Here is a 23,060-nt window from a genome sequence, read left to right as displayed (position 1 = left end):
CGCGATCTGGGCCCAGGTCATTCCGCAGCTTTGATGCCGCAGCCTTGATTCCGCTGCGGCTCGTCAACGACGACTCAGGGGATCGGTGATCGGCCAGATGCCTTATCAGTCGGATGGCTTCAGTCAGATGCCTTGGGGAAAAGCAGGACGGCGCGGCGAAGCGGCCGCTCCGGCGTGGACTCCGGGGCCGTGACGCCCCACCATTGCGGGGCGAGTCGGCAAAGGCGGGTGGAAGGCGGGGGCCGGATCCCTCGCGGATCTCCCTGACGCCCCCTGAGGTCCGGCGACCGCTCCATCCCATCTGCAAGAGGCCGTCACGCGACCATGCCGAGCGCCGGATTTGTTCACCTTCACGTTCACTCGGCCTATTCGCTGCTCAAGGGCTCGATCAAGATCGCCAAGCTTGCCGAGCTTGCGAAGAAGGATCACCAGCCGGCACTGGCGCTGACCGACACCGACAATCTGTTCGGTGCGCTGGAATTCTCCGACAAGATGGCCGGCTCCGGCATCCAGCCGATCGTCGGCTGCGAGCTGGCGATCGATTTCGGCGATCAGGATCCGAACGCGCGCAACGCGATGGCGCCCTCGCGCGTGGTGCTGCTGGCAGCGCAGGAGCGCGGCTATCGCAGCCTGATGCGGCTGAACTCGCGCGCGTTCCTCGAATCGCCTGATAGCCACGCCCCGTTCATCAAGTTCGACTGGCTCGAGGGCCAGAGCGAGGGACTGATCGCGCTGACGGGCGGACCGGACGGGCCGATCTCGCTGGCGCTGGCCGGCGGCATGGTGGAGCTCGCCGGCGTGCGATGCGAGCGTCTCGCCGCCATGTTCGGCGACCGCCTCTACGTTGAACTGCAGCGCCACAATACCGACAAGGAGCGGCGCGTCGAAAGCAGCCTGATCGATATCGCCTACGCCAAGGGCCTGCCGCTGGTTGCGACCAACGAGCCGTATTTCGCCGCGACCGACGATTACGAAGCGCACGACGCGCTGCTATGCATCGCCGGCGGGCGGCTGATCGCGGAGACCGAGCGCGAGCAACTCACGCCCGATCATCGTTTCAAGACGCGCGCCGAGATGGCGCTGCTGTTCGCCGACATTCCGGAGGCGCTGGCCTCGACGGTGGAGATCGCCGAGCGCTGCTCGTTCCGGCCGATGACGCGCAAGCCGATCCTGCCATTCTTCACCGTCGGCGCCGCGCAGAGCTCGGACGCCGCCTCGGTCGAGGCCGCCGAGCTGAAGCGTCAGGCGGAGGAGGGGCTCGCCAACCGCCTCAGCGTCCACGGCCTGTCGCAGGGCACCACGGAAGAGGACTACAACAAGCGCCTGGCGTTCGAGCTCGACGTCATCATGCGCATGAAATACGCGGGCTACTTCCTGATCGTGTCCGACTTCATCAAATGGGCGAAGAGCCAGGGCATTCCGGTCGGGCCGGGCCGCGGCTCCGGCGCGGGCTCGCTGGTCGCCTGGGCGCTGACCATCACCGACCTCGATCCGATCAAGTTCGGCCTGCTGTTCGAGCGCTTCCTCAATCCCGAGCGCGTCTCGATGCCGGACTTCGACATCGACTTCTGCCAGGACCGCCGCGGCGAGGTGATCAGGTACGTCCAGGAGCGCTACGGCCGCGACCAGGTCGCGCAGATCATCACCTTCGGTACGCTGCAGGCGCGCGGCGTGCTGCGCGACGTCGGCCGCGTTCTGCAGATGCCGTACGGCCAGGTCGACAAGCTGACCAAGCTGGTGCCGCAGAATCCGGCCGCGCCCGTCACGCTCGCCGCCGCGATCGAGAGCGAGCCAAAACTCCAGGCGTTCCGCGACGAGGATCCGATCGTGGCGCGCGCCTTCGACATCGCCCAGCGTCTCGAAGGCCTGACCCGCCACGCCTCGACCCATGCGGCCGGCATCGTGATCGGCGATCGTCCCCTGAGCGAGCTCGTGCCGCTCTACCGCGATCCGAAGTCGGACATGCCGGTGACCCAGTTCAACATGAAATGGGTCGAGCCGGCCGGCCTCGTGAAGTTCGACTTCCTCGGCCTGAAGACGCTGACCGTGCTCGATGTCGCCTGCAAGCTGCTCAAGCCGCGCAACATTGACGTCGATCTCGCCACGCTGCCGATCGACGATGCCGAGAGCTACCAGATGCTGGCGCGCGGCGAGGTGGTCGGCGTGTTCCAGGTTGAAAGCCAGGGCATGCGGCGCGCGCTGGTCGACATGCGCCCCGACCGGTTCGAGGACATTATCGCGCTGGTGGCGCTGTATCGCCCGGGCCCGATGGCGAACATCCCGACCTATTGCGCGCGCAAGCACGGCGACGAGGAGCCGGAATATCTGCATCCCGTGCTGGAGCCGATCCTGAAGGAGACCTTCGGCGTCATCATCTACCAGGAACAGGTGATGCAGATCGCCCAGGTGATGTCGGGCTATTCGCTCGGCGACGCCGACCTCTTGCGCCGCGCCATGGGCAAGAAGATCCGCGCCGAGATGGACAAGCAGCGCGACATCTTCGTCGCGGGCGCGGTGAAGAACGGCGTGCCGAAGGGACAGGCCGAGACCATCTTCGAGCTGCTGGCGAAGTTCGCGGACTACGGCTTCAACAAGAGCCACGCGGCGGCCTATGCGCTGGTGTCCTACCACACCGCCTACATGAAGGCGCATTATCCGGTGGAGTTCATCGCGGCGTCGATGACGCTCGATCTCAACAACACCGACAAGCTCTCCGAATTCCGCTCCGAGGCGCAGCGCCTCGGCATCAAGGTCGAGCCGCCGAACATCAACCGTTCCGGCGCGACCTTCGAGGTCGGCGACAAGGTCATCTACTATGCGCTCGCCGCGCTCAAGGGCGTCGGCATCCAGGCGATCGAGCAGATCATCGAGGAGCGCACCAAGCGCGGATTGTTCACCTCGCTCGCCGACTTCGCCGCGCGGGTCAATCCGCGCGCGATCAACAAGCGCATCATCGAAAGTCTGGCCGCCGCCGGTGCCTTCGACACGCTGGAGCCGAACCGCGCCCGCGTCTTCGCCGGTGCGGATTCGATCCTCGCCGCCTGCCAGCGCGCGCATCAGGCCGAGACCATCGGCCAGAACGACATGTTCGGGATGTCGGCGGACGCACCGACCATCATGCTGCCGCAGATCGAGCCGTGGCTGCCGGCCGAAAAGCTCCGCCGCGAATACGACGCCGTCGGCTTCTTCCTGTCGGGCCATCCGCTCGACGACTACGCCACCGTGCTGAAGCGGCTGCGGGTGCAGAGCTGGGCGGAATTCTCGCGTGCGGTGAAGACCGGCGCCACTGCCGGCAAGGTCGCGGCCACCGTGGTCTCGCGCATGGAGCGGCGCACCAAGACCGGCAACAAGATGGGCATCATGGGGCTCTCCGATCCCACGGGCCATTTCGAGGCGGTGCTGTTCTCCGAAGGCCTCGCGCAATATCGCGACGTGCTTGAACCGGGCGCGGCCGTGCTGCTGCAATTGGGAGCCGAGCTGCAGGGCGAGGACGTCCGCGCCCGCGTGCTGCATGCCGAGCCGCTCGACGATGCCGCCGCCAAGACGCAGAAGGGGCTGCGCATCTTCGTGCGCGACACCAAGCCGCTGGACTCGATCGCCAAGCGTTTGGCCGGGCCCGACATGGCGGCGTCGAACGGCGCCGCGCCAAAAGTCGGCAGTCCCGGTATCGCGCCGCGCGGGAACGGCGACGGCGAGGTCTCGCTGGTGATGATGCTCGACCTCGAGACCGAGGTCGAGATGAAGCTGCCCGGCCGCTTCAAGGTCTCGCCGCAGATCGCCGGCGCGATCAAGGCGGTCGCGGGCGTGGTGGACGTGCAGCAACTCTGACGCCGGCGCGCACCGCCGCAAACCAAAGCTTAACTAATCAGCTCATGCATGGTTTCGAAGTCTGCCGGGTACAGCTATCAGTTGTCGTCCCGCGCGAACCCAAGGAAGAAGAACCATGTGTGACAAATGCTCTGAAAATCCGCATCAATCGCTTGCTCCCTCCCGCCGTTCGATGATGCTTCTTGCCGCCTCCGCGCTCGGGGCGGCCGCATTCGGCGGGGCCGCTTCGGCGAAGGAAGCCAAGGCGCCGCCGAAACCTCAGAACGTGCTGTCGCCCGATGCGGCGCTCAAGCGGCTGATGGAGGGCAATTCACGCTACGTGTCGGGCGTGTCGCGCCGTCACGACTTCACGCACGAGCGCGAGGCATTGGTCGGCGGTCAGAATCCGTACGCGGCTGTTTTAAGCTGCGCCGATTCCCGCATCGCACCCGAATATGCCTTCGACAGCGGACGCGGCGATCTGTTCGTGTGCCGCGTCGCCGGAAATTTTGCCGGCGACGAGACCGTTGCGAGCATGGAGTACACCGTCGCCGTGCTCGGCACCCCCCTGATCCTGGTGCTCGGCCACGACAATTGCGGCGCCGTCGACGCCACCATCAAGTCACTGAAGGATGACAAGCCGCTACCGGGACACATCCCCTCGCTGGTCTCCGCGATCGCGCCGGCAGTGAAGACGGCGGCCGGGCAGGGCGGCAACGCGCTCGACAACGCCATTCGCCAGAACGTCATCGACAACGTCGCCAAGCTGAAATCGGCCGCGCCGATCCTCAACGCGGCGGTCGAGCAGGGCAAGCTCAAGGTGGTCGGCGGCATCTATCGGCTGAGCACGGGAACCGTCGAGTTGCTTGCGCAGGGCTGAGCCGTTCGGGACCACCAGAGCCAAGCGGTCGGCCTCTGTCCGGCAAGAGGCCGACCGCCATGCACCCGGTCTGTCCGATCCGCGCCATCCCGAAAGGCAGGGACTTGAAGGAGCCTCGCGCAGTTTCTAGGCTGAGCAGCCGTCGACTTGGGCTGGCTTGAGCTGATGACTTGGGCTGACTTGGAGCTGACGCCGGCAGCGGCGTGGCCACGCCATCGCCTCAATCCGAGCCTTTCGTTCAATCGCCGTTCAGCCGGCTGCGCGCCTCATGCGTGGTGGCTCTTCAACTACTAGCGGGCAAGCAAGCCATGCGTGGGACGTTCAGACTCTTCATTTGCCTTCTGCTGCCGATCGTGGCCCTTGTCGCCGGCGCGCCGGGCGGGGTGCGCGCGCAGCAGCAGGAGAAGCGCATCGCCCTCGTGGTCGGCAACGGCGCTTATGCCAAGTCGCCGCTGGCAACGACCGCGAACGATGCCGGCCTGGTCGCGCAGACGCTCCAGGCGGCCGGCTTCGACGTCGTCGGGGCGCGCGATCTCGACGGCGACACGCTGCGCAAGAGCTTTCGCGACTTCATCCAGAAGGCCCAGGCCTCGGGCCCGGGCACCGTCGCGATGGTCTATCTGGCCGGCTACGGCGTGCAGCTGGCCGGCGAGAACTATTTCATCCCGGTCGATTCCAACATCACCCGCGACACCGACATTCCGACAGAGGCCCTGCGCATCAGCGATTATGCGCGCCAGCTTGCGTCCATTCCGCTCAAGGCCAACATCGTGGTGCTCGACGCGGCCCGTGCGCAGCCCTTCGTCGAGGGCGGCCAGCAGATCGCGGGCGGTCTGGCGCTGGTCGAGCCCGAGCCGAACATGCTGATCGCCTTCAACGCTGCGCCCGGCACGGTCGCGCCGGAAGAGCCGGGGCCGTACGGCATCTATGCGCAGTCGCTGGCGGAGATGATCCGCACCGGCGGCCTGCCGTTGCCCGAGGTGTTCGACCGCGTCCGCCTGCGCGTCAACGAGGCCAGCAAGGGCGCGCAGGTGCCCTGGAACGAGCAGAAGATCTCGGCGCCGTTCACGTTCTTCGAGCGCGGACCCGACGCGCCGCCGCCGGAGACCACGCCCGACCAGGTCGCCGCGATCCGCAACAAGCCGATCCGCGATCTCGGCGTGCAGAACGCCTACGCCGCCGCGCTCGAGCGCGACACGCTGCCGGCCTATGAGGAGTTTCTCGCCGCCTATCCCGGCGATCCCCTGGCCAAGCGCGTGATGGCGATCGTGGCGGCGCGCCGCGAAGCCATCACCTGGCGGCGGACCTACCGGACCGACACGCCGGAGGCCTATTGGTCGTATCTGCGCCGCTATCCGCGCGGGCCGCATGCGGCAGATGCGCGCCGGCGTCTTGCGATCCTCACTGCGCCGGCCGAGCCGCCGCCGAGCTTCGCGATGATCGACTACGACGTGCCGCCACCGCCGCCGGAGGAGGTGGTCTATGTCGATCGTCCGGTGCTGTATTTCAGCGATCCCGATTTCGGCTTCGCACCGCCACCACCGCCGCCGGTCTATTATCTGCCGCCGCCGCCGCCGGATTTCGTCGTGCTGACGCCGCCGATGCCGGTGGTCGGCCTGTTCGTGCTGCCGCAGCCGGTGTTCGTGCCGATTCCGGTGTTCGTCAGTCCGCCGGTCTATGTCGCGCCGCCGCCGAACAACATCATCTACCAGAACATCCACAACACGACGGTCATCAACACGGTGATCAACCGTCCGCCGGCCCCTGCGCCGGGCGCAGGGCCGGGACCCGGTCCGGCGAACCTGGCTCCGGCGGTCGCCGGCCGAGCCAATCCGGCGGGGCCCGCGGTGCCGCAGGCGGTCGTGCAGCGCGCCGCGCTGATCCAGCAGGGCAAGGCGCCGATGCCGCCGAGCGCGACGATCCAACCGACGGCAAGGCCCGGCACGCTCCCGGGGACGACGCAGCCGATGGCGAGGCCCGGTATCCCGCCGGCAGCGCCGGTCGCTGTCGCGCCGACCGCGACGCCGCCGGTCGCACCTCAGACCAAGTTGCCGCAGGCCAATACCTTGCCGGTTCCCGGGGCTCATGGCGGGCCGCCAGTGCCGCCAGCGGCGGGGGCAGGGACCCCGCCGGGCGGCAAGCCCGCACCGGGGGTGACCGTTCCGACGGCAACCGCTCCGCCGACCGCGCCGCCCCATCCGGGCGCCCCGGTGACCGCTACGCCCGGTGCAACACCGCCGACTCATCCCAATGCGCCGACGGCCGCTGCGCCGGCGACCGCTGCGCCGACTGCGACAAACCCTGCTGCGGTGCCCGGTCAGGTGCCGAAGCCGCCGGTTGCGCAGACACCGCCGGGCGCGGCTCCCGGCGTCGCGGGACGTCCGGTGCCGCCACTGCCCTCGGCCGCGCGCGAGCCGGTCAGGCCGCAGAATCTGCCCTCGGCTGCGCCGGCGCAGGCGGCCCGTCCGTCCGCGCCGCCCGCGCGGCCCCAGGCCGTGGCGAGACCGACACCTCCGCCGCCTGCGGCCGTCGCCCGTCCGGCGCCACCGCCTCCGCCGCGCGTGGCGTCGCCTCCGCCGGCACGGGTGGCTCCGCCCGTGACGGTTGCGCGGCCGGCGCCTCCTCCGCCAGTGGCACGGCCGGCACCGCCGCCGCCGGTCGCCCGGCCGGCGCCCCCGCCACCGCCGCCGCGGATGGCGGTCGCACCCCCGCCGCGCCCGGCACCACCTCCGCCGCGGCCCGCCGCACCGCCGTCGGCGGCGGCAAAGAAATGTCCGCCCAACCAGCCCAAATGCTAGCCGGGGTAGCAGGGTAGCGCCGGGCTCTGCGGGGTCTTTACGGGATGGGGTCTTTCAGCGGGCGAAATCCGCCCCGGAAAGGCCCTTATTTCCTTGCTTCTGGCCGAAATCGCGCTATACAGCGCGCCATCTCACACGGAAGCATGGCTCGCAAGGCCGTCCGGTGGCAACCGGGGCGACAACGCTCCGTTTTGCTCACACGCTTCCGGAGGAACCAACCGGAGAATTAGAACGATGGCACTACCCGATTTCACTATGCGTCAGCTGCTCGAAGCTGGCGTGCACTTCGGCCACCAGTCTCACCGCTGGAATCCGAAAATGGCGCCGTTCATTTTCGGCGCGCGCAACAACATCCACATCGTCGACCTCGCGCAGACCGTGCCGATGCTGCACACGGCCCTTCAGGCCGTCAGCGACACCGTCGCCAAGGGCGGCCGCATCCTGTTCGTCGGCACCAAGCGCCAGGCGCAGGACGGCGTTGCTGATGCGGCCAAGCGCTGCGCGCAGTACTTCGTCAATTCGCGCTGGCTCGGCGGCACGCTGACCAACTGGAAGACGATCTCGGCCTCGATCAAGCGCCTGCGTCACCTCGATGACGTGCTGGCGGGCGGCGAAGCCAATTCCTACACGAAGAAGGAGCGCCTGACGCTTCAGCGCGAGCGCGACAAGCTCGACCGCTCGCTTGGCGGCATCAAGGACATGGGCGGTCTGCCCGACCTGATCTTCGTGATCGACACCAACAAGGAAGACATCGCGATCCAGGAGGCCCAGCGCCTCAACATCCCGGTCGCCGCGATCGTCGACACCAATTCCGACCCGAAGGGCATCACCTATGTGGTCCCCGGCAATGACGACGCCGGCCGTGCGATCGCGCTCTATTGCGACCTGATCGCGCGTGCCGCGATCGACGGCATCTCGCGCGCGCAGGGCGATTCGGGCATCGACATCGGTGCCTCGACCCGTCCGCTGGCCGAAGAGCTGCCGGCGGCGTCCTCGAGCGGCTTCCAGGGCCTTGCGGGTCCCCGCGGCACCGCCGACGACCTCAAGAAGCTCCCGGGCGTCTCGGGTGCGATCGAGAAGAAGTTCAACGACCTCGGCATCTTCCATTACTGGCAGCTCGCCGAGCTCGACCACGACACCGCGCACACGATCGGCGAAGAAGTCGGTCTGCCGAGCCGCGCGGATGCCTGGGTGGCCAAGGCCAAGGCGCTGACCGCGGAAGCGGAATAGTCAAGACGAGCGATGGCTTGGCCGGACGGGATCCGGCCACCATTTCATTCAGTTGACGCGAATTCCTGAGATGGACCGCGGCGGGGCAATCGGAGCCACGCCGCGGCAAACCGGCAGGCACAAAGGATTTTCAACGATGGCAACGATCACAGCTGCGATGGTCAAGGACCTGCGCGAGTCGACCGGCGCGGGCATGATGGACTGCAAGGCCGCGCTGACCGAAAACGACGGCAACATGGAAGCGGCGCAGGATTGGCTGCGCAAGAAGGGCCTGTCCAAGGCCGCCAAGAAGTCCGGCCGCGTCGCGGCGGAAGGCCTGATCGGCGCGCTCACAAAGGGTAACAAAGGCGTCGTGGTCGAGGTCAACTCCGAGACCGACTTCGTCGCGCGCAACGGCCAGTTCCAGGGTCTGGTGAAGATGGTCGCGCAGGTCGCGTTCGACGCCGGCTCCGACGTCGAGAAGATCAAGGCCGCCAAGGTCGGTGACGTCACGGTGGAAGCCGCGATCAACGACGCGATCGCCACCATCGGCGAGAACATGACGCTGCGCCGCGCCGCTTCGCTCGAAGTGGGCCAGGGTCTGGTGTCGAGCTATGTCCACGGCGCGGTCGTCGACGGTGCCGGCAAGATGGGCGTGATCGTGGCGCTGGAATCGCCCGGCAAGGCCGACGAGCTCGCCGGCCTGGGCCGCCAGATCGCGATGCACATTGCTGCCGCCAACCCGCTGGCGCTCGATCCGTCCGGTCTCGATCCGGCGGTCGTCAAGCGCGAGAAGGACGTGCTCGCGGACAAGTATCGCCAGCAGGGCAAGCCGGAGAACGTGATCGAGAAGATCGTCGAGTCCGGTCTGAAGACCTACTACAAGGAAGTCTGCCTGCTCGAGCAGGCCTTCATCCACGACACCGGCAAGTCGGTGGCGCAGGCGGTGAAGGAGGCCGAGGGCAAGGTCGGCGGCGCTGTGAAGATCGCCGGCTTTGTGCGCTATGCTCTCGGTGAGGGAATCGAGAAGCAGGAAAGCGACTTCGCAGCCGAAGTCGCTGCAGCCAGCGGCAAGAAGTAAGCGCCGGAACGATCCTTCCGGCGCGCCGCCGGAAGCGGCGCCCGGGCAAGGAAAGTGCTCATGACTGATCCGGTCTATCGTCGCGTCGTGATCAAGCTGTCCGGCGAGTATCTCGCGGGGCAGCAGGGCTTTGGCATCGATCAGACGACCGTCGACCGGGTTGCGGACGATGTGATCGCGGCCCGCAAGCTCGGCACCGAGGTCGCAGTCGTGATCGGCGGCGGCAATATCGTGCGCGGCGTCGAGGTCTCGGCCCGGGGCGTGTCGCGGCCGACCGGCGACACCATGGGCATGCTCGCCACCATGATGAACTGCCTCGCGCTGGAAGCGGCGATCGAGCGCAAGGGCACGCCGGCGCGGACGCTGTCGGCCTTCGTCATGCCCGAGATTTCCGAGTTGTTCACCCGCACTGCGGCGCACAAATATCTCGCCGAGGGCCGCATCGTGCTGCTCGGCGGCGGGACCGGCAATCCGTTCTTCACCACCGATACGACCGCGGTGCTGCGCGCCGCCGAGATCGGCGCCCAGGCGGTGCTGAAGGCGACCAATGTCGACGGCGTCTACTCGGCCGACCCGAAGAAGGATCCGTCCGCCACGCGATTTGACCGGCTGACCCATTCGCAGGCGATCGAGGGCGGCTACAAGGTGATGGATGCGACCGCCTTCGCGCTTGCCCGCGAGACGTCGCTGCCTATCATCGTATTCTCGATCGCGGAGCCGGGGTCGATCGGAGCGATTCTGCGCGGCGTCGGCCACGGAACCATTGTCGCCGGCTGATGGCTCATCTGGCGCGCCCGAAGGGAAGGGCGCGGAGCGGTCGCCGGGATTTTGAAGGAGAAACGTGATGCCCACGGGTACTTTCGACCTCAACGAAGTCAAGCGCCGCATGCAGGGCGCCGTCGCCTCGCTCAAGCACGAGCTTGGCGGCCTGCGGACGGGGCGCGCCTCCGCCTCGATGCTCGATCCGGTGCAGGTCGATGCCTATGGCAGCCACATGCCGCTCAACCAGCTCGCGACCGTCAGCGTGCCCGAACCGCGCCTGATCTCGGTGCAGGTCTGGGACAAGTCGATGGTCAAGGCGGTCGAGAAGGCGATCGTCGATTCCAATCTCGGCCTGTCGCCCGCGACCGAAGGCCAGGTGCTGCGCCTGCGCATTCCCGAGCTAAACGAGGAGCGGCGCAAGGAGCTGGTGAAGGTCGCGCATAAATACGCGGAAGCCGCCAAGGTCGCTGCGCGCCACGTCCGCCGCGACGGTCTCGACGTCCTCAAGAAGCTCGAGAAGAATCACGAGATGTCGGAGGACGACCAGAAGCGACACGCCGACGAGGTGCAGAAGGCGACCGACGGCACCATCGCGGAGATCGACCAGTTGCTGGCTGCCAAGGAAAAAGAAATTCTCACCGTTTAAGGCCACCTTCAATGTCCAACGCCGCCGCGCCTGCCACGGAAGGACCCGATCGGTCCGAGGCGCCCGCGCATGTCGCCATCATCATGGATGGCAACGGGCGTTGGGCGGCCGCGCGCGGTCTGCCGCGTGCGGAGGGGCATCGCCGCGGCGTCGAGGCTCTGCGCCGCGTGGTGCGGGCCTCGCACGAGCTCGGCATTCGCTATCTCACCATCTTCTCCTTCAGCTCCGAGAACTGGTCGCGCCCGGCGAGCGAGATCGGCGATCTCTTCGGCCTGCTCCGCCGCTTCATCCGCAACGATCTGGCCAGCCTGCACCGTGACGGGGTCAAGGTTCGCATCATCGGCGAGCGCGAGGGGCTGGAGGGCGACATCTGCGCGCTGCTCAACGAGGCCGAGGAGCTGACGCGCGACAACACGCGCCTCACGCTGGTCGTCGCCTTCAATTACGGCTCGCGGCAGGAGATCGCGAAAGCGGCACAGAAGCTTGCGCGCGAGGTCGCGGAGGGAAAGCGCGATCCCGCGACGATCGACGCCGAGACGCTCGGGGCGCATCTCGATGCACCCGACATTCCCGATCCCGATCTCATCATCCGCACCAGCGGCGAGCAGCGCCTGTCCAATTTCCTGATGTGGCAGGCCGCCTATAGCGAGCTGGTGTTCGTGCCGATCCACTGGCCGGATTTCGACAAGGCGGCGCTGGAGGGCGCAATCGCCGAGTTCGCCAGGCGCGAGCGCCGTTTCGGCGGCCTGGTCGCGAAAACCGCCTCGTGAGCGAACACGACGCCGCACCGGCGGGCGCAAAGCCTGCCCCGAGCAATCTGGTGATGCGGGTCCTCGCAGCGCTGGTGCTGGCGCCGCTCACCATCGCGATCGCTTACGTCGGTGGCTGGCTGTGGGTGCTGCTCGTCACCCTGGTGTCGATCGGGCTGTTTGCGGAATGGCTGACGGTGGTCGGCGCGGGCTCGGCGGCGCTGACGGGGGCAGGGACGATCGTCATCGCGATGATGGGGGCCGCCGTTGCCTTCGGCGGGCTCAAGACCTCCGTCATCGTCGGCCTCGTCGGCGGCGCGATCGTGACGCTGATCGCGCGCGGCAAGTTCGTTTGGGCGGCGACGGGATTTGCCTATGCCGCGGCTGCGCTGCTGGCCTCGATCCTGGTCAGGAAGGATCTCGTCAACGGCTTCTCGGCGCTGATGTTCGTGTTGCTCGTGGTGTGGGCGACGGATATCGGCGGCTATTTTGCCGGCCGCAGCATCGGCGGGCCGAAGCTCTGGCCGCGCGTGAGCCCGAAGAAGACCTGGGCCGGAGCGCTCGGGGGCTTTGTGGCGAGCCTTGCGGTAGCCGCCGGTTTTGCCGCTTGCGGGATCGGGAAGGCGGTTCCGCTGCTGCTGATCAGCGCGGTCCTGTCGGTCGTCTCGCAGGCGGGCGATCTGTTCGAATCCGCGGTCAAGCGGCGCTTCGATGTCAAGGATTCCAGTCACTTAATTCCCGGCCATGGCGGGCTTATGGACCGCCTGGACGGTTTTGTCGCCGCCATCCTGGTGGCATGGATTATCGGCTTTCTCCGCCATGGTGTGCATAGCGCCGGAAGCGGTCTTATGGTTTGGTGAGGATATGAGCGCAGTCCCATTGCGTAATAACAAGGCTGCGGCGTTGTCCGTCCGCAGCGTCACGGTTCTCGGCGCCACCGGCTCGATCGGCGACAGCACGATGGATCTGCTGCGCGCCTCGCCCGAGCGCTATCGCGTCGAGGCGCTGACGGCGAACAGCAATGTCGCTGGCCTGGCGAAGCTCGCGAAGGAATTTTCCGCCCGTTACGTTGCGGTCGCCGACACCACCAAGCTCGCCGAGCTCAAGGCCGCACTGGCGGGAACGAGCACCGAATGCGGCGCCGGCGAAAGCGCGGTGATCGAAGCCGGCGCGCGTCCGGCCGATTGGGTGATGGCGGCCGTGAGCGGCGCTGCCGGGTTGAAGCCGGCGCTGGCCGCCGTCGATCGCGGCGCGCATGTCGCGCTCGCCAACAAGGAGTGCCTGGTTTGCGCCGGGGATTTCTTCATGCAGCGCGCGGCCAAAGCGGGCGCCTGCATCCTGCCGGCCGATTCCGAGCACAACGCGCTGTTCCAGGCCCTGGCCTCGGGCAATCGCGATGAGCTGGTCCGCGTCATCATCACGGCGTCGGGCGGCCCGTTCCGCACCTGGAAGCCCGCCGACATCGAGCAGGCCACGCTGGAGCAGGCGCTGAAGCACCCGAACTGGAGCATGGGCCAGAAGATCACGATCGATTCCGCCTCGATGATGAACAAGGGTCTCGAGGTGATCGAGGCCTCCTATCTGTTCGCGCTTGTGCCCGACGAGATCGACGTCCTCGTGCATCCGCAGTCCATCATTCACGGCATGGTCGAGTTCTCCGACCGTTCGGTGATGGCCCAGCTCGGCGCCCCCGACATGCGCACGCCGATTGCGCATTGCCTCGGCTGGCCCGACCGGATCAAGGGGCCGGCCGCGAAGCTGGACCTCGCCAAGATCGGTCAGCTCACCTTCGAGGCACCCGACTTCGAGCGCTTCCCCGGGCTTCGCCTGGCTTTCGATTCGCTCCGGACCGGGAAGGGGGCGACCACCGTCTACAACGCCGCCAACGAGGTCGCGGTCGCCGCGTTCATCGCCGGCAAGATCCGGTTCGGCGCGATTGCCCGGCTGGTGGAGGCAACGCTGGACGACTGGGTCCGCAGCGGGAACCAGGCGCCCATGACCTCAGCCGATGATGCAATCTCTGTTGACCATGTTGCGCGAAATAAAGCTGCCGCCCTATTGCCTCAAATTGCCTTAAAGGCATCCTAGATGGTTCGGGGCCAGGGCCTTGCGGCGCTGGATGAGGGAATTCGATGAATGACTTTTTTACCCATAGTTTCAATGCGTTGAGCCATGGGGTGCTGGGCTATGCGGTTCCCTTCCTGTTCGTCCTGACGATTGTGGTGTTCTTCCATGAGCTCGGCCATTTTCTGGTCGCGCGCTGGGCTGGCGTTCGTGTCTTGACCTTTTCGCTCGGTTTCGGACCTGAGCTGGTCGGTTTCAACGACCGCCACGGCACCCGCTGGAAGATCTCGGCGATCCCGCTCGGCGGCTACGTCAAGTTTTTCGGCGACGAGAGCGAGGCCTCGACGCCATCGGCCCAGACGCTCGCGGCCATGTCGGCCGAGGAGCGCGCCGGCAGCTTCCACCACAAGAAGGTCGGTCCGCGCGCCGCCATCGTCGCGGCCGGGCCAATCGCCAATTTCATCCTGGGTGCGCTGATCTTCGCCGGCATGGCGCTGTATTACGGCAAGCCGAGCACGATCGCCCGGGTTGACGGCGTCGTCGCCGATGGCGCCGCGGCGGCGGCCGGGTTCAAGATCGGGGATGTCGTCGTCCAGATCGACGGCAAGCCGATCGAGAGCTTTGCCGACATGCAGCGAATCGTTGCGATGAATGCGGGTTCGGCGCTTACCTTCCAGGTGAAGCGGGACGGCGCGATCGTCTCGCTGACCGCAACGCCGGCGCTGCTCGAGCGCAAGGATCCGTTCGGCAACAGCCACCGTCTCGGTGTGCTCGGCGTCGAGCACAAGTCGCAGGCGGGCGAGGCTTCGACCGCGCCGGTCGGCGTCGGCGAGGCGCTCAAGATCGGGGTCGAGCAGGTCTGGTTCATTATTACCAGCACCTTCAAGTTCCTGGGCTCGCTGTTCGTCGGGCAGGGAAATCCCAACGAGGTCAGCGGCGTCCTGGGAATCGCGAAGATGTCCGGGCAGGCGGCCAGCGCCGGGTTCCAGTTCGTGATCAATTTGTGCGCGGTACTGTCGGTGTCGATCGGCCTGTTGAACCTGTTCCCGATCCCGCTGCTCGATGGCGGCCACCTGATGTTCTACGCGGCGGAAGTGGTCCGCGGCCGGCCCTTGTCCGAGCGAACCCAGGAGATGGGGTTCCGAATCGGGCTCGGTTTGGTGCTGATGTTGATGGTGTTTGCGACCTACAACGACATCCTGCGGATGGCGGCTTCCTGATAGGGGCTTTTTTGTGGCGTGCCTTATGGCGTTGCTGATCAGCAACGTCTTGGAATGAAATTGGAATTACGGCGCTTTCGGCCGTTTGCGGCGTCGGTGAAATTGGCTACAAGCGGCCTGAACTTGGGGAATCTCCGGACCGGCTTTGGGGTTGGGTCTGGCACGGAATGATAAGGGCGCGTTGCGCATGAAGTTTGGACTGCGACTCCGGGGGGGCTTGCTCGCAACCCTGATCATGTTCGGCGCGCCGGTAATTGCCCCGGTCGGGGCTGTTTTCGTGTCTTCGTCTGCGTTCGCTCAGACCGTTCAGTCGATTTCCGTCGAAGGGAATCGCCGGGTCGAGGTGGAGACGATCCGATCCTATTTCAAGCCGGGCCCGGGCGGCCGCCTCGATCAGGCCGCCATCGATGACGGCCTCAAGGCGCTGATCGAAACCGGCCTGTTCCAGGACGTCAGAATCAACCGCGGTTCCGGCGGCCAGATCGTCGTCTCCGTGGTGGAAAACCCGGTGATCGGCCGCATTGCCTTCGAGGGCAACAAGAAGATCAAGGACGAGCAGCTCACCACTGAAGTCCAGTCCAAGGCCCGCGGCACCTTCTCGCGCGCCATGGTGCAGTCCGACACGCTGCGAATCGCCGAAATCTATCGTCGGTCCGGCCGCTACGACGTGCGCGTCACGCCCGAGGTCATCGAGCAGCCGAACAACCGCGTCGACCTGATCTTCACGATCGAGGAGGGCGCCAAGACCGGCGTCAAGTCGATCGAGTTCGTCGGCAACAACGCGTTCTCGTCCTACCGCCTGCGCGATGTCATCAAGACGCGCGAATCGAATCTGCTGAGCTTCCTTGCCAGCGGTGACATCTACGATCCCGACCGCGTCGAAGCCGACCGCGACCTGATCCGCCGCTTCTATCTCAAGAACGGTTTCGCCGACGTGCAGGTGGTGGCCGCGCTCACCGAATACGATCCGGAGAAGAAGGGCTTCAACGTCACCTTCAAGATCGAGGAAGGATCGCAGTACCGCGTCGGCGCGATCGACTTCCGCTCCAGCATCCCGAACTTCGACCCCTCGTCGTTGCGCGCCTATTCGCGCGTCTATGTCGGCTCGCTCTACAACGTCGAGTCGGTCGAGAAGTCGGTCGAGGAGATGCAGATCGAGGCCTCGCGCCGCGGCTATGCCTTCGCCGTGGTCCGGCCGGGCGGCGACCGTAATTTCGAGGCGCACACCGTCTCCGTCGTGTTCAACATCGACGAAGGCCCGCGCACCTATATCGAGCGCATCAACCTGCGCGGCAACACGCGTACGCGTGACTACGTGATCCGCCGCGAGTTCGACATCTCCGAGGGCGATGCCTACAACCGCGCCCTGGTCGACCGCGCCGAGCGGCGCCTGAAGAACCTCGACTACTTCAAGAGCGTGAAGATCACGACGGAGCCGGGCTCCTCGAGCGATCGCGTGATCCTGGTCGTCGACATGGAAGAGAAATCGACCGGCGACTTCTCGATCTCGGGCGGTTACTCCACCACGGACGGCGCGCTGGCCGAAGTCTCGGTCTCCGAGCGCAACCTGCTCGGCCGGGGCCTGTTCGCCAAGGCGTCGGTGACTTATGGCCAGTACGCCCGCGGCTACTCGCTGTCGTTCGTCGAGCCCTATCTGCTCGACTACCGCGTCGCGCTCGGCCTCGACCTCTATCAACGCCAGCAGCTGTCCAACAGCTACATCTCCTACGGCACCAAGACGCTCGGCTTCTCGCCGCGCCTCGGCTTCTCCCTGCGTGAAGATCTGTCGCTGCAGCTGCGCTACTCGGTCTACCAGCAGGAAATCACGCTGCCGTACTATCTGGCGAACTGTAACAACATCGCCGGTTCGGCGTTCAACCCGAGCCCGGCCTTCGTCAATGCCAACGGCGGTGTTCCGGATCTCAGCTCGACCAACGGCCTCGGCTGCTACAGCGACGGCGAAGCTTCGCTGCCCGTCCGCAAGGAACTGGCGAACGGCAAGACGCTGACTTCGGCACTCGGCTACACGCTGACCTACAACACGCTGGACAACAACAAGAACCCGACCGACGGTCTGCTTGTCGATTTCCGTCAGGATTTCGCCGGCGTCGGCGGCGACGTGTCCTACCTGAAATCCGTCGTCGATGCGAAGTACTACACGCCGCTGGTGTCCGATATCGTCGGCCTCATCCGCGTGCAGAGCGGCATGCTGAACAAGATCGGAAGCGATCTGCGCATGCTCGACCACTTCCAGATGGGTCCGAACCTCGTCCGCGGCTTTGCCCCGAACGGCATCGGCCCGCGCGACTTGAATCCGTTCGGTTCGCGGGATGCGCTGGGCGGCACCAAGTACTGGGGCGCTTCGCTGGAATTGCAGATGCCGTTCTGGTTCCTGCCGAAGGAAGTGGGCTTGAAGGGCGCGGTCTATGCCGATGCCGGCGGTCTCTATGACTACAAGGGACCGACGAGCTGGGCGACGACCGGCGAGGTCAATCTCCCGGGCTGCACCCCGTCGACCGTCAATCCGGTGAGCGCGGGAACCTGTACCGGCCTCGTCTATGACGACAGCAAGGTCATCCGCTCGTCGGTTGGTGTCGGCCTGATCTGGCAGTCCCCGTTCGGTCCGCTGCGCTTCGACTACGCCGTGCCGCTCAGCAAGGGCAAGTACGACCGTACGCAGGAATTCCGGTTCGGCGGCGGTACCACGTTCTAATTCGATCAGCTGGGCATGAGCCGGCCCCCGACTGGGGCCGGTCTTCAAAAAGATCGTGCTCAATCCATGAGATTAGGCATGATGCGGCCTGACCGCTTCATGCCGAAGCCGGACCGCGACGGGGTGGAATGGCGCAGCCGACCTTCTTCAAAAAGCCGCCGGCTTCGACGCTGGCCGAGATTGCCGCGCAGACCAAGGCGCAGCTGGTCGACCCCGCAAGGGGCGATCACGTCATCACGGGCCTTGCTTCGCTCGACGAAGCCGGCCCGATGCATTTGGCGTTTTTCGACAATCTCAAATATGCCGACGAGCTCAAGGCGACCCGGGCCGGGGCATGCCTGGTGAGCCCGCGCTTCGAGGCCCAGGTGCCCGCCCATGTGGCCGTGCTGCGGGTGGCCCAGCCGTTCCGCGCCTTTGTCGGGATCGCCCGGGAATGGCACGGCGATGCGCTGCGTCCGCAATCCTGGTTCGGCATCGAGGGCATTGCGCCGTCGGCCATCATCGATCCCTCGGCCAGACTCGAGGACGACGTCATCGTGGAGCCGCTGACGGTCATCGGCCCGGACGTCGAGATCGGCAGCGGCACCGTGATCGGCGCCGGCGCCGTCATCGGCCCCGGCGTCAAGATCGGCCGGGACTGCAATGTCGGCGCCCGCAGCGCCATCCAGTGCGCCCTGATCGGCAACAACGTGCTGATCCATCCCGGCTGCTCGATCGGGCAGGACGGCTACGGCTTCATCTTCTTCGGCCCCGAGGGCCATCTGAAGGTGCCCCAGACCGGCCGCGTGCTGATCCAGAACAATGTGGAAGTCGGCGCCGGAACCACCATCGACCGCGGGTCCCTGCGCGACACCGTGATCGGGGAGGGCACCAAAATCGACAATCAGGTCCAGATCGGCCACAATGTGACGATCGGCCGGAACTGTCTGCTGGCGGCCCAGATCGGCCTCGCGGGCAGCCTGACGATCGGCGACAACGTGGCGCTGGGAGCGAAGGTCGGCATCAACAACCACCTCAAGATCGGCGACGGCGCCCAGGTCACCGCGATGAGCGGGGTCAAGGACGACATCCCGCCTGGTGGGCGCTGGGGTGGCTTCTTTGCCAAGCCGACCAAGCAGTGGTTCAAGGAAATTATCGCGGTGGAGCGCCTGGTACGCGACAGCAGGGCCGACACGAAGGACGAGGGACGGGAATGACGTCGGAATCACCTGTTAAGTTCGAGCTGGTGGATATCAACGCCATCCTCCAGACGCTGCCGCACCGCTTTCCCATGTTGCTGATCGATCGCGTGATCAACATCCGCGCCGACTACAGCGGCATCGGTATCAAGAACGTCACCTTCAACGAGCCGGCCTTCCAGGGACATTTCCCGGAGCGTCCGGTCTATCCCGGCGTTATGATGATCGAGGCGATGGCGCAGACGGCGGGCGTGATCGGCATCAAGTCGGTCGAAGGTACCGAGAAGCCGCGGGCGGTGTATTTCCTCACCATCGACAAGTGCAAGTTCCGCAAGCCGGTGCTTCCAGGTGATACCATCGAGTATCACATGCGCTCGCTCGGCCGCCGCAAGGCGATGTGGTGGTTTCACGGCGACGCCAAGGTCAACGGGCAGGTGGTCGCGGAAGCCGACGTCGGAGCCATGCTGACGGATTGAAGCGTCCGCCGACCAGGCTCACGCGCTGCAATCGTAGCGGCCGCCGACAGCCTCGCGCCTGATATGCCGGTTGAAGAACCGGCCCATCGACGGCGCGCCCAGAAGGCGGTCGACCGTCTCGGCCGCGACGCCGCAATAGCGTGCATAGCCGCCGTTGGTCGCGACCACGAGATCGTGCTGCGCGCGGTCGTAGCAGACACGCTGAAGCACCGTGCTGCGATTGATGTCGCGGCATTCGAATGTCGCGAGGTCGATGGCGCCGCGATCACCGGTCTCGACCGTCTCGGACACGATCGGCGCGGTCGCAAGATGTGCGAGCAGAAGTGCCAGGGCCCTGACCAATTGTGCTGAAGCTCCACATGAACTTGCTGAGGGGCCGGGACGGCCGCCTCATCCGATACTTGAAACACGGCGAGATGATACGTCACTGGACAGATCGGGCAAAGTCGCGCTAACCACCCGAAAACCGAGCGACTTCAATACATAATCAGAGCTTCCTAACGAGTAAGATTGCTTGATGAGCAAGATTGATCCTACCGCACGGATCGCGGACGGCGCCGTGATCGGCGAGGGCACCGAGATCGGCCCCTTTTGCATCATCGGCCCGAACGTCGTGATCGGTGCGAACTGCAGGCTGATCGGGCAGGTGACGGTCATCGGCCATACCTCGGTCGGCGACGGCTGCGTGATCTCGCCATTCGCAGTGCTCGGCGGCGCGCCGCAGGATCTCAGCTACAAGGGCGAGCCGACCACGCTCGAGATCGGTTCCGGCTGCACCATTCGTGAAGGCGCGACGATGAACGTCGGTACCGTCAAGGGCGGTGGGAAGACGCGCGTCGGCAGCGGCGGCTACTTCATGAACAACAGCCATGTCGGCCATGATTGCATGGTCGGCGACAACGTGATCTTCGCGACCTCGGCGACCCTCGGCGGCCATTGCGAGATCGGCGATGCCGTCTATATCGGCGGGCTGTCCGCGGTGCATCAGTTCACCCGCATCGGCCCTTATGTGATGGTCGGCGGCGTCTGCGGCGTGCGTGACGACGTGATTCCGTACGGGCTCGTGAACGGCCAGTACGCCGTGCTGGAAAGCCTCAACCTGATCGGCATGAAGCGGCGCAAATTCACCAAGCAGCGGCTGGCGACCGTGCGTGGGTTCTACCAAAAGCTCTTCCATGGCCCCGGCACCTTCGCCGAGCGGCTGGAGGCATCCCGGCCGCTCGCGGGCGAAGATCCGGCGATCGCCGAGATTCTCGACTTCATCGGCAAGGGCAAGCGCCCGCTCTGCCTACCCGCGATCGCGAAGTGATTTCGAGATGGCCGCGGGCATGACATCGGCGGCTTCGGAGATCCCATCGCCGGTCGGTATCGTCGCCGGCGGCGGCGCGATGCCGTTCGCGGTCGCCGACTCGCTCGCCGCCCGCGGCATCACGCCGGTGCTGTTTCCCCTTCGGGGGGCCTGCGATCCGGCGCGGCTGGAGCAATTCCGTCACCGCTGGATCTCGGTCGGCCAGCTCGGTCGCGCGATGCGGCTGTTTCGCGAGGAGGGCTGCCGCGACCTGATCTTCATCGGCACCTTGGTACGGCCCTCGCTGTCCGAGATCCGTTTCGACGTCACCACGCTGCGCTTGCTCGGCAACGTCATTCGCGCCTTCCGCGGCGGCGACGATCATCTGCTCTCCGGTGTCGGCCGCATCCTCGAGCAGGGCGGCTTTCGCATGGTCGGCATCAAGGACGTCGCGCCTGATCTCCTGATGCCCGAGGGCAGCATCAGCCGTGCGTGGCCGAATGACAATGCCAAGGCCGACATCGCGCGCGGGCGTGCCGTGCTGACGGCGCTCGGCCCGTTCGACATCGGCCAGGCCGCGGTGGTGATCGACGGCCATGTGGTGGCGGTCGAGGACATCGAGGGCACCGACGCGCTGCTCGCGCGTGTCGCGCGGCTGCGCGAGGAGGGCCGCATTCGCGCGGCTGCCGGCCGCGGCGTGCTGGTGAAGGCGCCGAAGAGCGGCCAGGATCTGCGCTTCGATCTGCCGACGATCGGCCCGCGCACCATCGAGGGCGTCGCGGCCGCCGGCCTTGCGGGCATTGCCGTCATCGCCGGCAACACCATCGCCGCCGAGCCGCAGGCGATGATCGCGCTTGCCGACGCGAAATATCTCTTCATCATCGGCCTGCCGGCGTGATGCAGCCGCGCGATCCCCAGCGCAAGATCTTCCTGATCGCCACGGAGGAATCCGGCGACCGGCTCGGCAGCGCCTTGATGAAGGTGCTGCGCCAGCGGCTCGGCGACGGCGTCGAGTTCGTCGGCGTCGGCGGCCGCACCATGGCGCGCGAAGGACTCGAATCATTGTTTCCGATCGAGGAACTGTCGATCGTCGGCTTCGCCGCGGTGGTGCAGCAATTGCCGAAGATACTGGGGTTGATCCGCAACACCGCGGACGCGGTGCTGGAGGCGGCGCCCGATGCGCTCGTCATCATCGACAGCCCGGATTTCACCCATCGCGTCGCCCGCCGCGTGCGCGCAAGGAATTCCGCGATCCCGGTGGTCGATTACGTCTCGCCGCAGCTCTGGGCGTGGCGGCCGGGCCGGGCGCGGACCATGCTCGGCTATGTCGACCATGTGCTCGGCCTGTTGCCGTTCGAGCCCGAGGAATACCGCAAGCTCGGCGGGCCGCCCTGCAGCTATGTCGGCCATCCCCTGGTCGAACAATTGTCCTCGCTGCGGCCGAACGCTGAGGAGCAGGCGCGCCGTGATAGTGAGCCGCCGGTGCTGCTGGTGCTGCCCGGCAGCCGCCGCAGCGAGGTGCGGCACCATCTCGACGTGTTCGGCGCGACGCTCGCCCGCCTGCAGGCGGAAGGCCGCGCCTTCGAATTGATGCTGCCGACCATGCCGCATCTCGAAGCCGCCATCCGCGAAGGCATCGCGAACTGGCCGCTCAAGCCGCAGATCGTGATCGGCGAGAACGAAAAACGGGCCGCCTTCCGCATAGCACGCGCGGCGTTGGCCAAGTCCGGCACGGTGACGCTGGAGCTCGCGCTGTCGGGCATTCCGATGGTGACGGCCTATCGCGTCGGCGCGATCGAAGCCTTCATCCTGCGCCGCGCGATCCGCGTCTCCTCGGTGATCCTCGCCAATCTCGTGATCGGCAAGGACGTCATTCCGGAGTTCCTGCAGGAGGACTGCACGCCGGACAAGCTGGCGCCCGCGCTTCGCGATGTGTTGACGGATTCTCCGCTGCGGCGGCGGCAGGTCGAGGCCTTCGCCCGGCTCGATCAGATCATGTCGACCGGCAACAAGTCACCGAGCGTGCTCGCAGCCGACATCGTGCTCGCGACGATGCGCCAGGGACGCCGATAAGACGACGGTGCCGTAGGGTGGGCAAAGGCGCGTAGCGCCGTGCCCACGTTCGTCGCGATGAGAAAGCCGTGGGCACGCTTCGCTTTGTCCACCCTACGACACCGTGAACGTTGCGA

The 23,060-nt window shown here is 66.3% G+C and carries 18 protein-coding genes; 17 read left to right on the top strand and 1 reads right to left on the bottom strand.

What is annotated here, in order from left to right; translation table 11 throughout:
• Positions 1-324 precede the first annotated feature (324 nt).
• The 14 genes from dnaE to fabZ all read left to right on the top strand — a co-directional run bounded on the left by dnaE (position 325) and on the right by fabZ (position 19,583).
• Positions 325-3,828 carry a DNA polymerase III subunit alpha gene (gene dnaE / locus CO669_RS24310; RefSeq protein WP_097662476.1) on the top strand — a complete coding sequence of 1,168 codons (3,504 nt, stop codon included), beginning with the start codon at positions 325-327 and terminating at the stop codon, positions 3,826-3,828.
• Between the two features lie 115 nt (positions 3,829-3,943).
• Positions 3,944-4,687: a carbonic anhydrase gene (locus tag CO669_RS24305; protein WP_097662475.1), complete on the top strand. Its 744-nt coding sequence runs from the start codon at positions 3,944-3,946 to the stop codon at positions 4,685-4,687.
• Between the two features lie 308 nt (positions 4,688-4,995).
• Positions 4,996-7,485, top strand: a complete 2,490-nt coding sequence (locus CO669_RS24300) for a caspase family protein (RefSeq protein WP_097662474.1) — start codon at positions 4,996-4,998, stop codon at positions 7,483-7,485.
• A gap of 234 nt (positions 7,486-7,719) precedes the next feature.
• Entirely contained in the window at positions 7,720-8,715 is a 996-nt protein-coding gene (locus CO669_RS24295) for a 30S ribosomal protein S2 (RefSeq protein WP_097662473.1), read from the top strand.
• A 136-nt stretch (positions 8,716-8,851) separates the two neighbouring features.
• Positions 8,852-9,775, top strand: coding sequence for a translation elongation factor Ts (tsf, locus tag CO669_RS24290; protein WP_097662472.1), 924 nt, complete (start codon positions 8,852-8,854; stop codon positions 9,773-9,775).
• Positions 9,776-9,835: 60 nt separating this feature from the next.
• The gene (gene pyrH / locus CO669_RS24285) at positions 9,836-10,552 is read left to right on the top strand and encodes a UMP kinase (protein WP_097662471.1); all 717 of its coding nucleotides are present in this window, start codon (positions 9,836-9,838) and stop codon (positions 10,550-10,552) included.
• A 67-nt stretch (positions 10,553-10,619) separates the two neighbouring features.
• Positions 10,620-11,183, top strand: coding sequence for a ribosome recycling factor (gene frr / locus CO669_RS24280; RefSeq protein ID WP_097662470.1), 564 nt, complete (start codon positions 10,620-10,622; stop codon positions 11,181-11,183).
• 11 nt (positions 11,184-11,194) lie between these two features.
• Complete coding sequence (locus tag CO669_RS24275; protein ID WP_097662469.1) at positions 11,195-11,953, top strand: isoprenyl transferase; 759 nt, start codon at positions 11,195-11,197, stop codon at positions 11,951-11,953.
• Complete coding sequence (locus CO669_RS24270) at positions 11,950-12,792, top strand: phosphatidate cytidylyltransferase (protein WP_097662468.1); 843 nt, start codon at positions 11,950-11,952, stop codon at positions 12,790-12,792. Before CO669_RS24275 ends, CO669_RS24270 begins: the two co-directional genes overlap by 4 nt.
• 4 nt (positions 12,793-12,796) lie before the next feature.
• Positions 12,797-14,020, top strand: coding sequence for a 1-deoxy-D-xylulose-5-phosphate reductoisomerase (dxr, locus tag CO669_RS24265; RefSeq protein WP_097662467.1), 1,224 nt, complete (start codon positions 12,797-12,799; stop codon positions 14,018-14,020).
• Positions 14,021-14,064: 44 nt separating this feature from the next.
• Positions 14,065-15,216, top strand: coding sequence for an RIP metalloprotease RseP (gene rseP, locus CO669_RS24260; protein WP_097662466.1), 1,152 nt, complete (start codon positions 14,065-14,067; stop codon positions 15,214-15,216).
• A gap of 187 nt (positions 15,217-15,403) precedes the next feature.
• Complete coding sequence (bamA, locus tag CO669_RS24255) at positions 15,404-17,929, top strand: outer membrane protein assembly factor BamA (protein ID WP_097662465.1); 2,526 nt, start codon at positions 15,404-15,406, stop codon at positions 17,927-17,929.
• A 128-nt stretch (positions 17,930-18,057) separates the two neighbouring features.
• Positions 18,058-19,125 carry a UDP-3-O-(3-hydroxymyristoyl)glucosamine N-acyltransferase gene (gene lpxD, locus CO669_RS24250; protein ID WP_097662464.1) on the top strand — a complete coding sequence of 356 codons (1,068 nt, stop codon included), beginning with the start codon at positions 18,058-18,060 and terminating at the stop codon, positions 19,123-19,125.
• Positions 19,122-19,583, top strand: a complete 462-nt coding sequence (fabZ, locus tag CO669_RS24245; protein WP_097662463.1) for a 3-hydroxyacyl-ACP dehydratase FabZ — start codon at positions 19,122-19,124, stop codon at positions 19,581-19,583. Before lpxD ends, fabZ begins: the two co-directional genes overlap by 4 nt.
• 18 nt (positions 19,584-19,601) lie before the next feature.
• Here fabZ and CO669_RS24240 read toward each other — a convergent pair whose 3' ends face one another.
• Positions 19,602-19,925 (bottom strand): KTSC domain-containing protein, encoded by a 324-nt coding sequence (locus tag CO669_RS24240; RefSeq protein WP_097662462.1) that lies wholly within the window; start codon positions 19,923-19,925, stop codon positions 19,602-19,604.
• Between the two features lie 175 nt (positions 19,926-20,100).
• Here CO669_RS24240 and lpxA point away from each other — a divergent pair, with 175 nt between their 5' ends.
• Genes lpxA through lpxB form a run of 3 tightly spaced genes read left to right on the top strand, consistent with a single transcriptional unit; the run spans position 20,101 to position 22,944 of the window.
• Complete coding sequence (gene lpxA / locus CO669_RS24235) at positions 20,101-20,892, top strand: acyl-ACP--UDP-N-acetylglucosamine O-acyltransferase (RefSeq protein WP_097662461.1); 792 nt, start codon at positions 20,101-20,103, stop codon at positions 20,890-20,892.
• 19 nt (positions 20,893-20,911) lie between these two features.
• Positions 20,912-21,769, top strand: a complete 858-nt coding sequence (locus CO669_RS24230; RefSeq protein WP_158228789.1) for an LpxI family protein — start codon at positions 20,912-20,914, stop codon at positions 21,767-21,769.
• Positions 21,766-22,944, top strand: coding sequence for a lipid-A-disaccharide synthase (gene lpxB / locus CO669_RS24225; protein ID WP_097662459.1), 1,179 nt, complete (start codon positions 21,766-21,768; stop codon positions 22,942-22,944). Before CO669_RS24230 ends, lpxB begins: the two co-directional genes overlap by 4 nt.
• Positions 22,945-23,060: the final 116 nt, after the last annotated feature.

This window comes from Bradyrhizobium sp. Y36, from assembly GCF_002531575.1.
Lineage (GTDB): Bacteria > Pseudomonadota > Alphaproteobacteria > Rhizobiales > Xanthobacteraceae > Bradyrhizobium.
Note: the sequence above shows the minus strand (reverse complement) of the source record. Positions and strands in the feature narration are given on the sequence as shown.

Coding starts and splice junctions, on each gene's coding strand:
- dnaE (WP_097662476.1), top strand. CDS start 325: ATGCCGAGCGCCGGATTTGTTCACCTTCACGTTCACTCGGCCTATTCG.
- CO669_RS24305 (WP_097662475.1), top strand. CDS start 3,944: ATGTGTGACAAATGCTCTGAAAATCCGCATCAATCGCTTGCTCCCTCC.
- CO669_RS24300 (WP_097662474.1), top strand. CDS start 4,996: ATGCGTGGGACGTTCAGACTCTTCATTTGCCTTCTGCTGCCGATCGTG.
- CO669_RS24295 (WP_097662473.1), top strand. CDS start 7,720: ATGGCACTACCCGATTTCACTATGCGTCAGCTGCTCGAAGCTGGCGTG.
- tsf (WP_097662472.1), top strand. CDS start 8,852: ATGGCAACGATCACAGCTGCGATGGTCAAGGACCTGCGCGAGTCGACC.
- pyrH (WP_097662471.1), top strand. CDS start 9,836: ATGACTGATCCGGTCTATCGTCGCGTCGTGATCAAGCTGTCCGGCGAG.
- frr (WP_097662470.1), top strand. CDS start 10,620: ATGCCCACGGGTACTTTCGACCTCAACGAAGTCAAGCGCCGCATGCAG.
- CO669_RS24275 (WP_097662469.1), top strand. CDS start 11,195: ATGTCCAACGCCGCCGCGCCTGCCACGGAAGGACCCGATCGGTCCGAG.
- dxr (WP_097662467.1), top strand. CDS start 12,797: ATGAGCGCAGTCCCATTGCGTAATAACAAGGCTGCGGCGTTGTCCGTC.
- rseP (WP_097662466.1), top strand. CDS start 14,065: ATGAATGACTTTTTTACCCATAGTTTCAATGCGTTGAGCCATGGGGTG.
- bamA (WP_097662465.1), top strand. CDS start 15,404: ATGAAGTTTGGACTGCGACTCCGGGGGGGCTTGCTCGCAACCCTGATC.
- lpxD (WP_097662464.1), top strand. CDS start 18,058: ATGGCGCAGCCGACCTTCTTCAAAAAGCCGCCGGCTTCGACGCTGGCC.
- fabZ (WP_097662463.1), top strand. CDS start 19,122: ATGACGTCGGAATCACCTGTTAAGTTCGAGCTGGTGGATATCAACGCC.
- lpxA (WP_097662461.1), top strand. CDS start 20,101: ATGAGCAAGATTGATCCTACCGCACGGATCGCGGACGGCGCCGTGATC.
- CO669_RS24230 (WP_158228789.1), top strand. CDS start 20,912: ATGACATCGGCGGCTTCGGAGATCCCATCGCCGGTCGGTATCGTCGCC.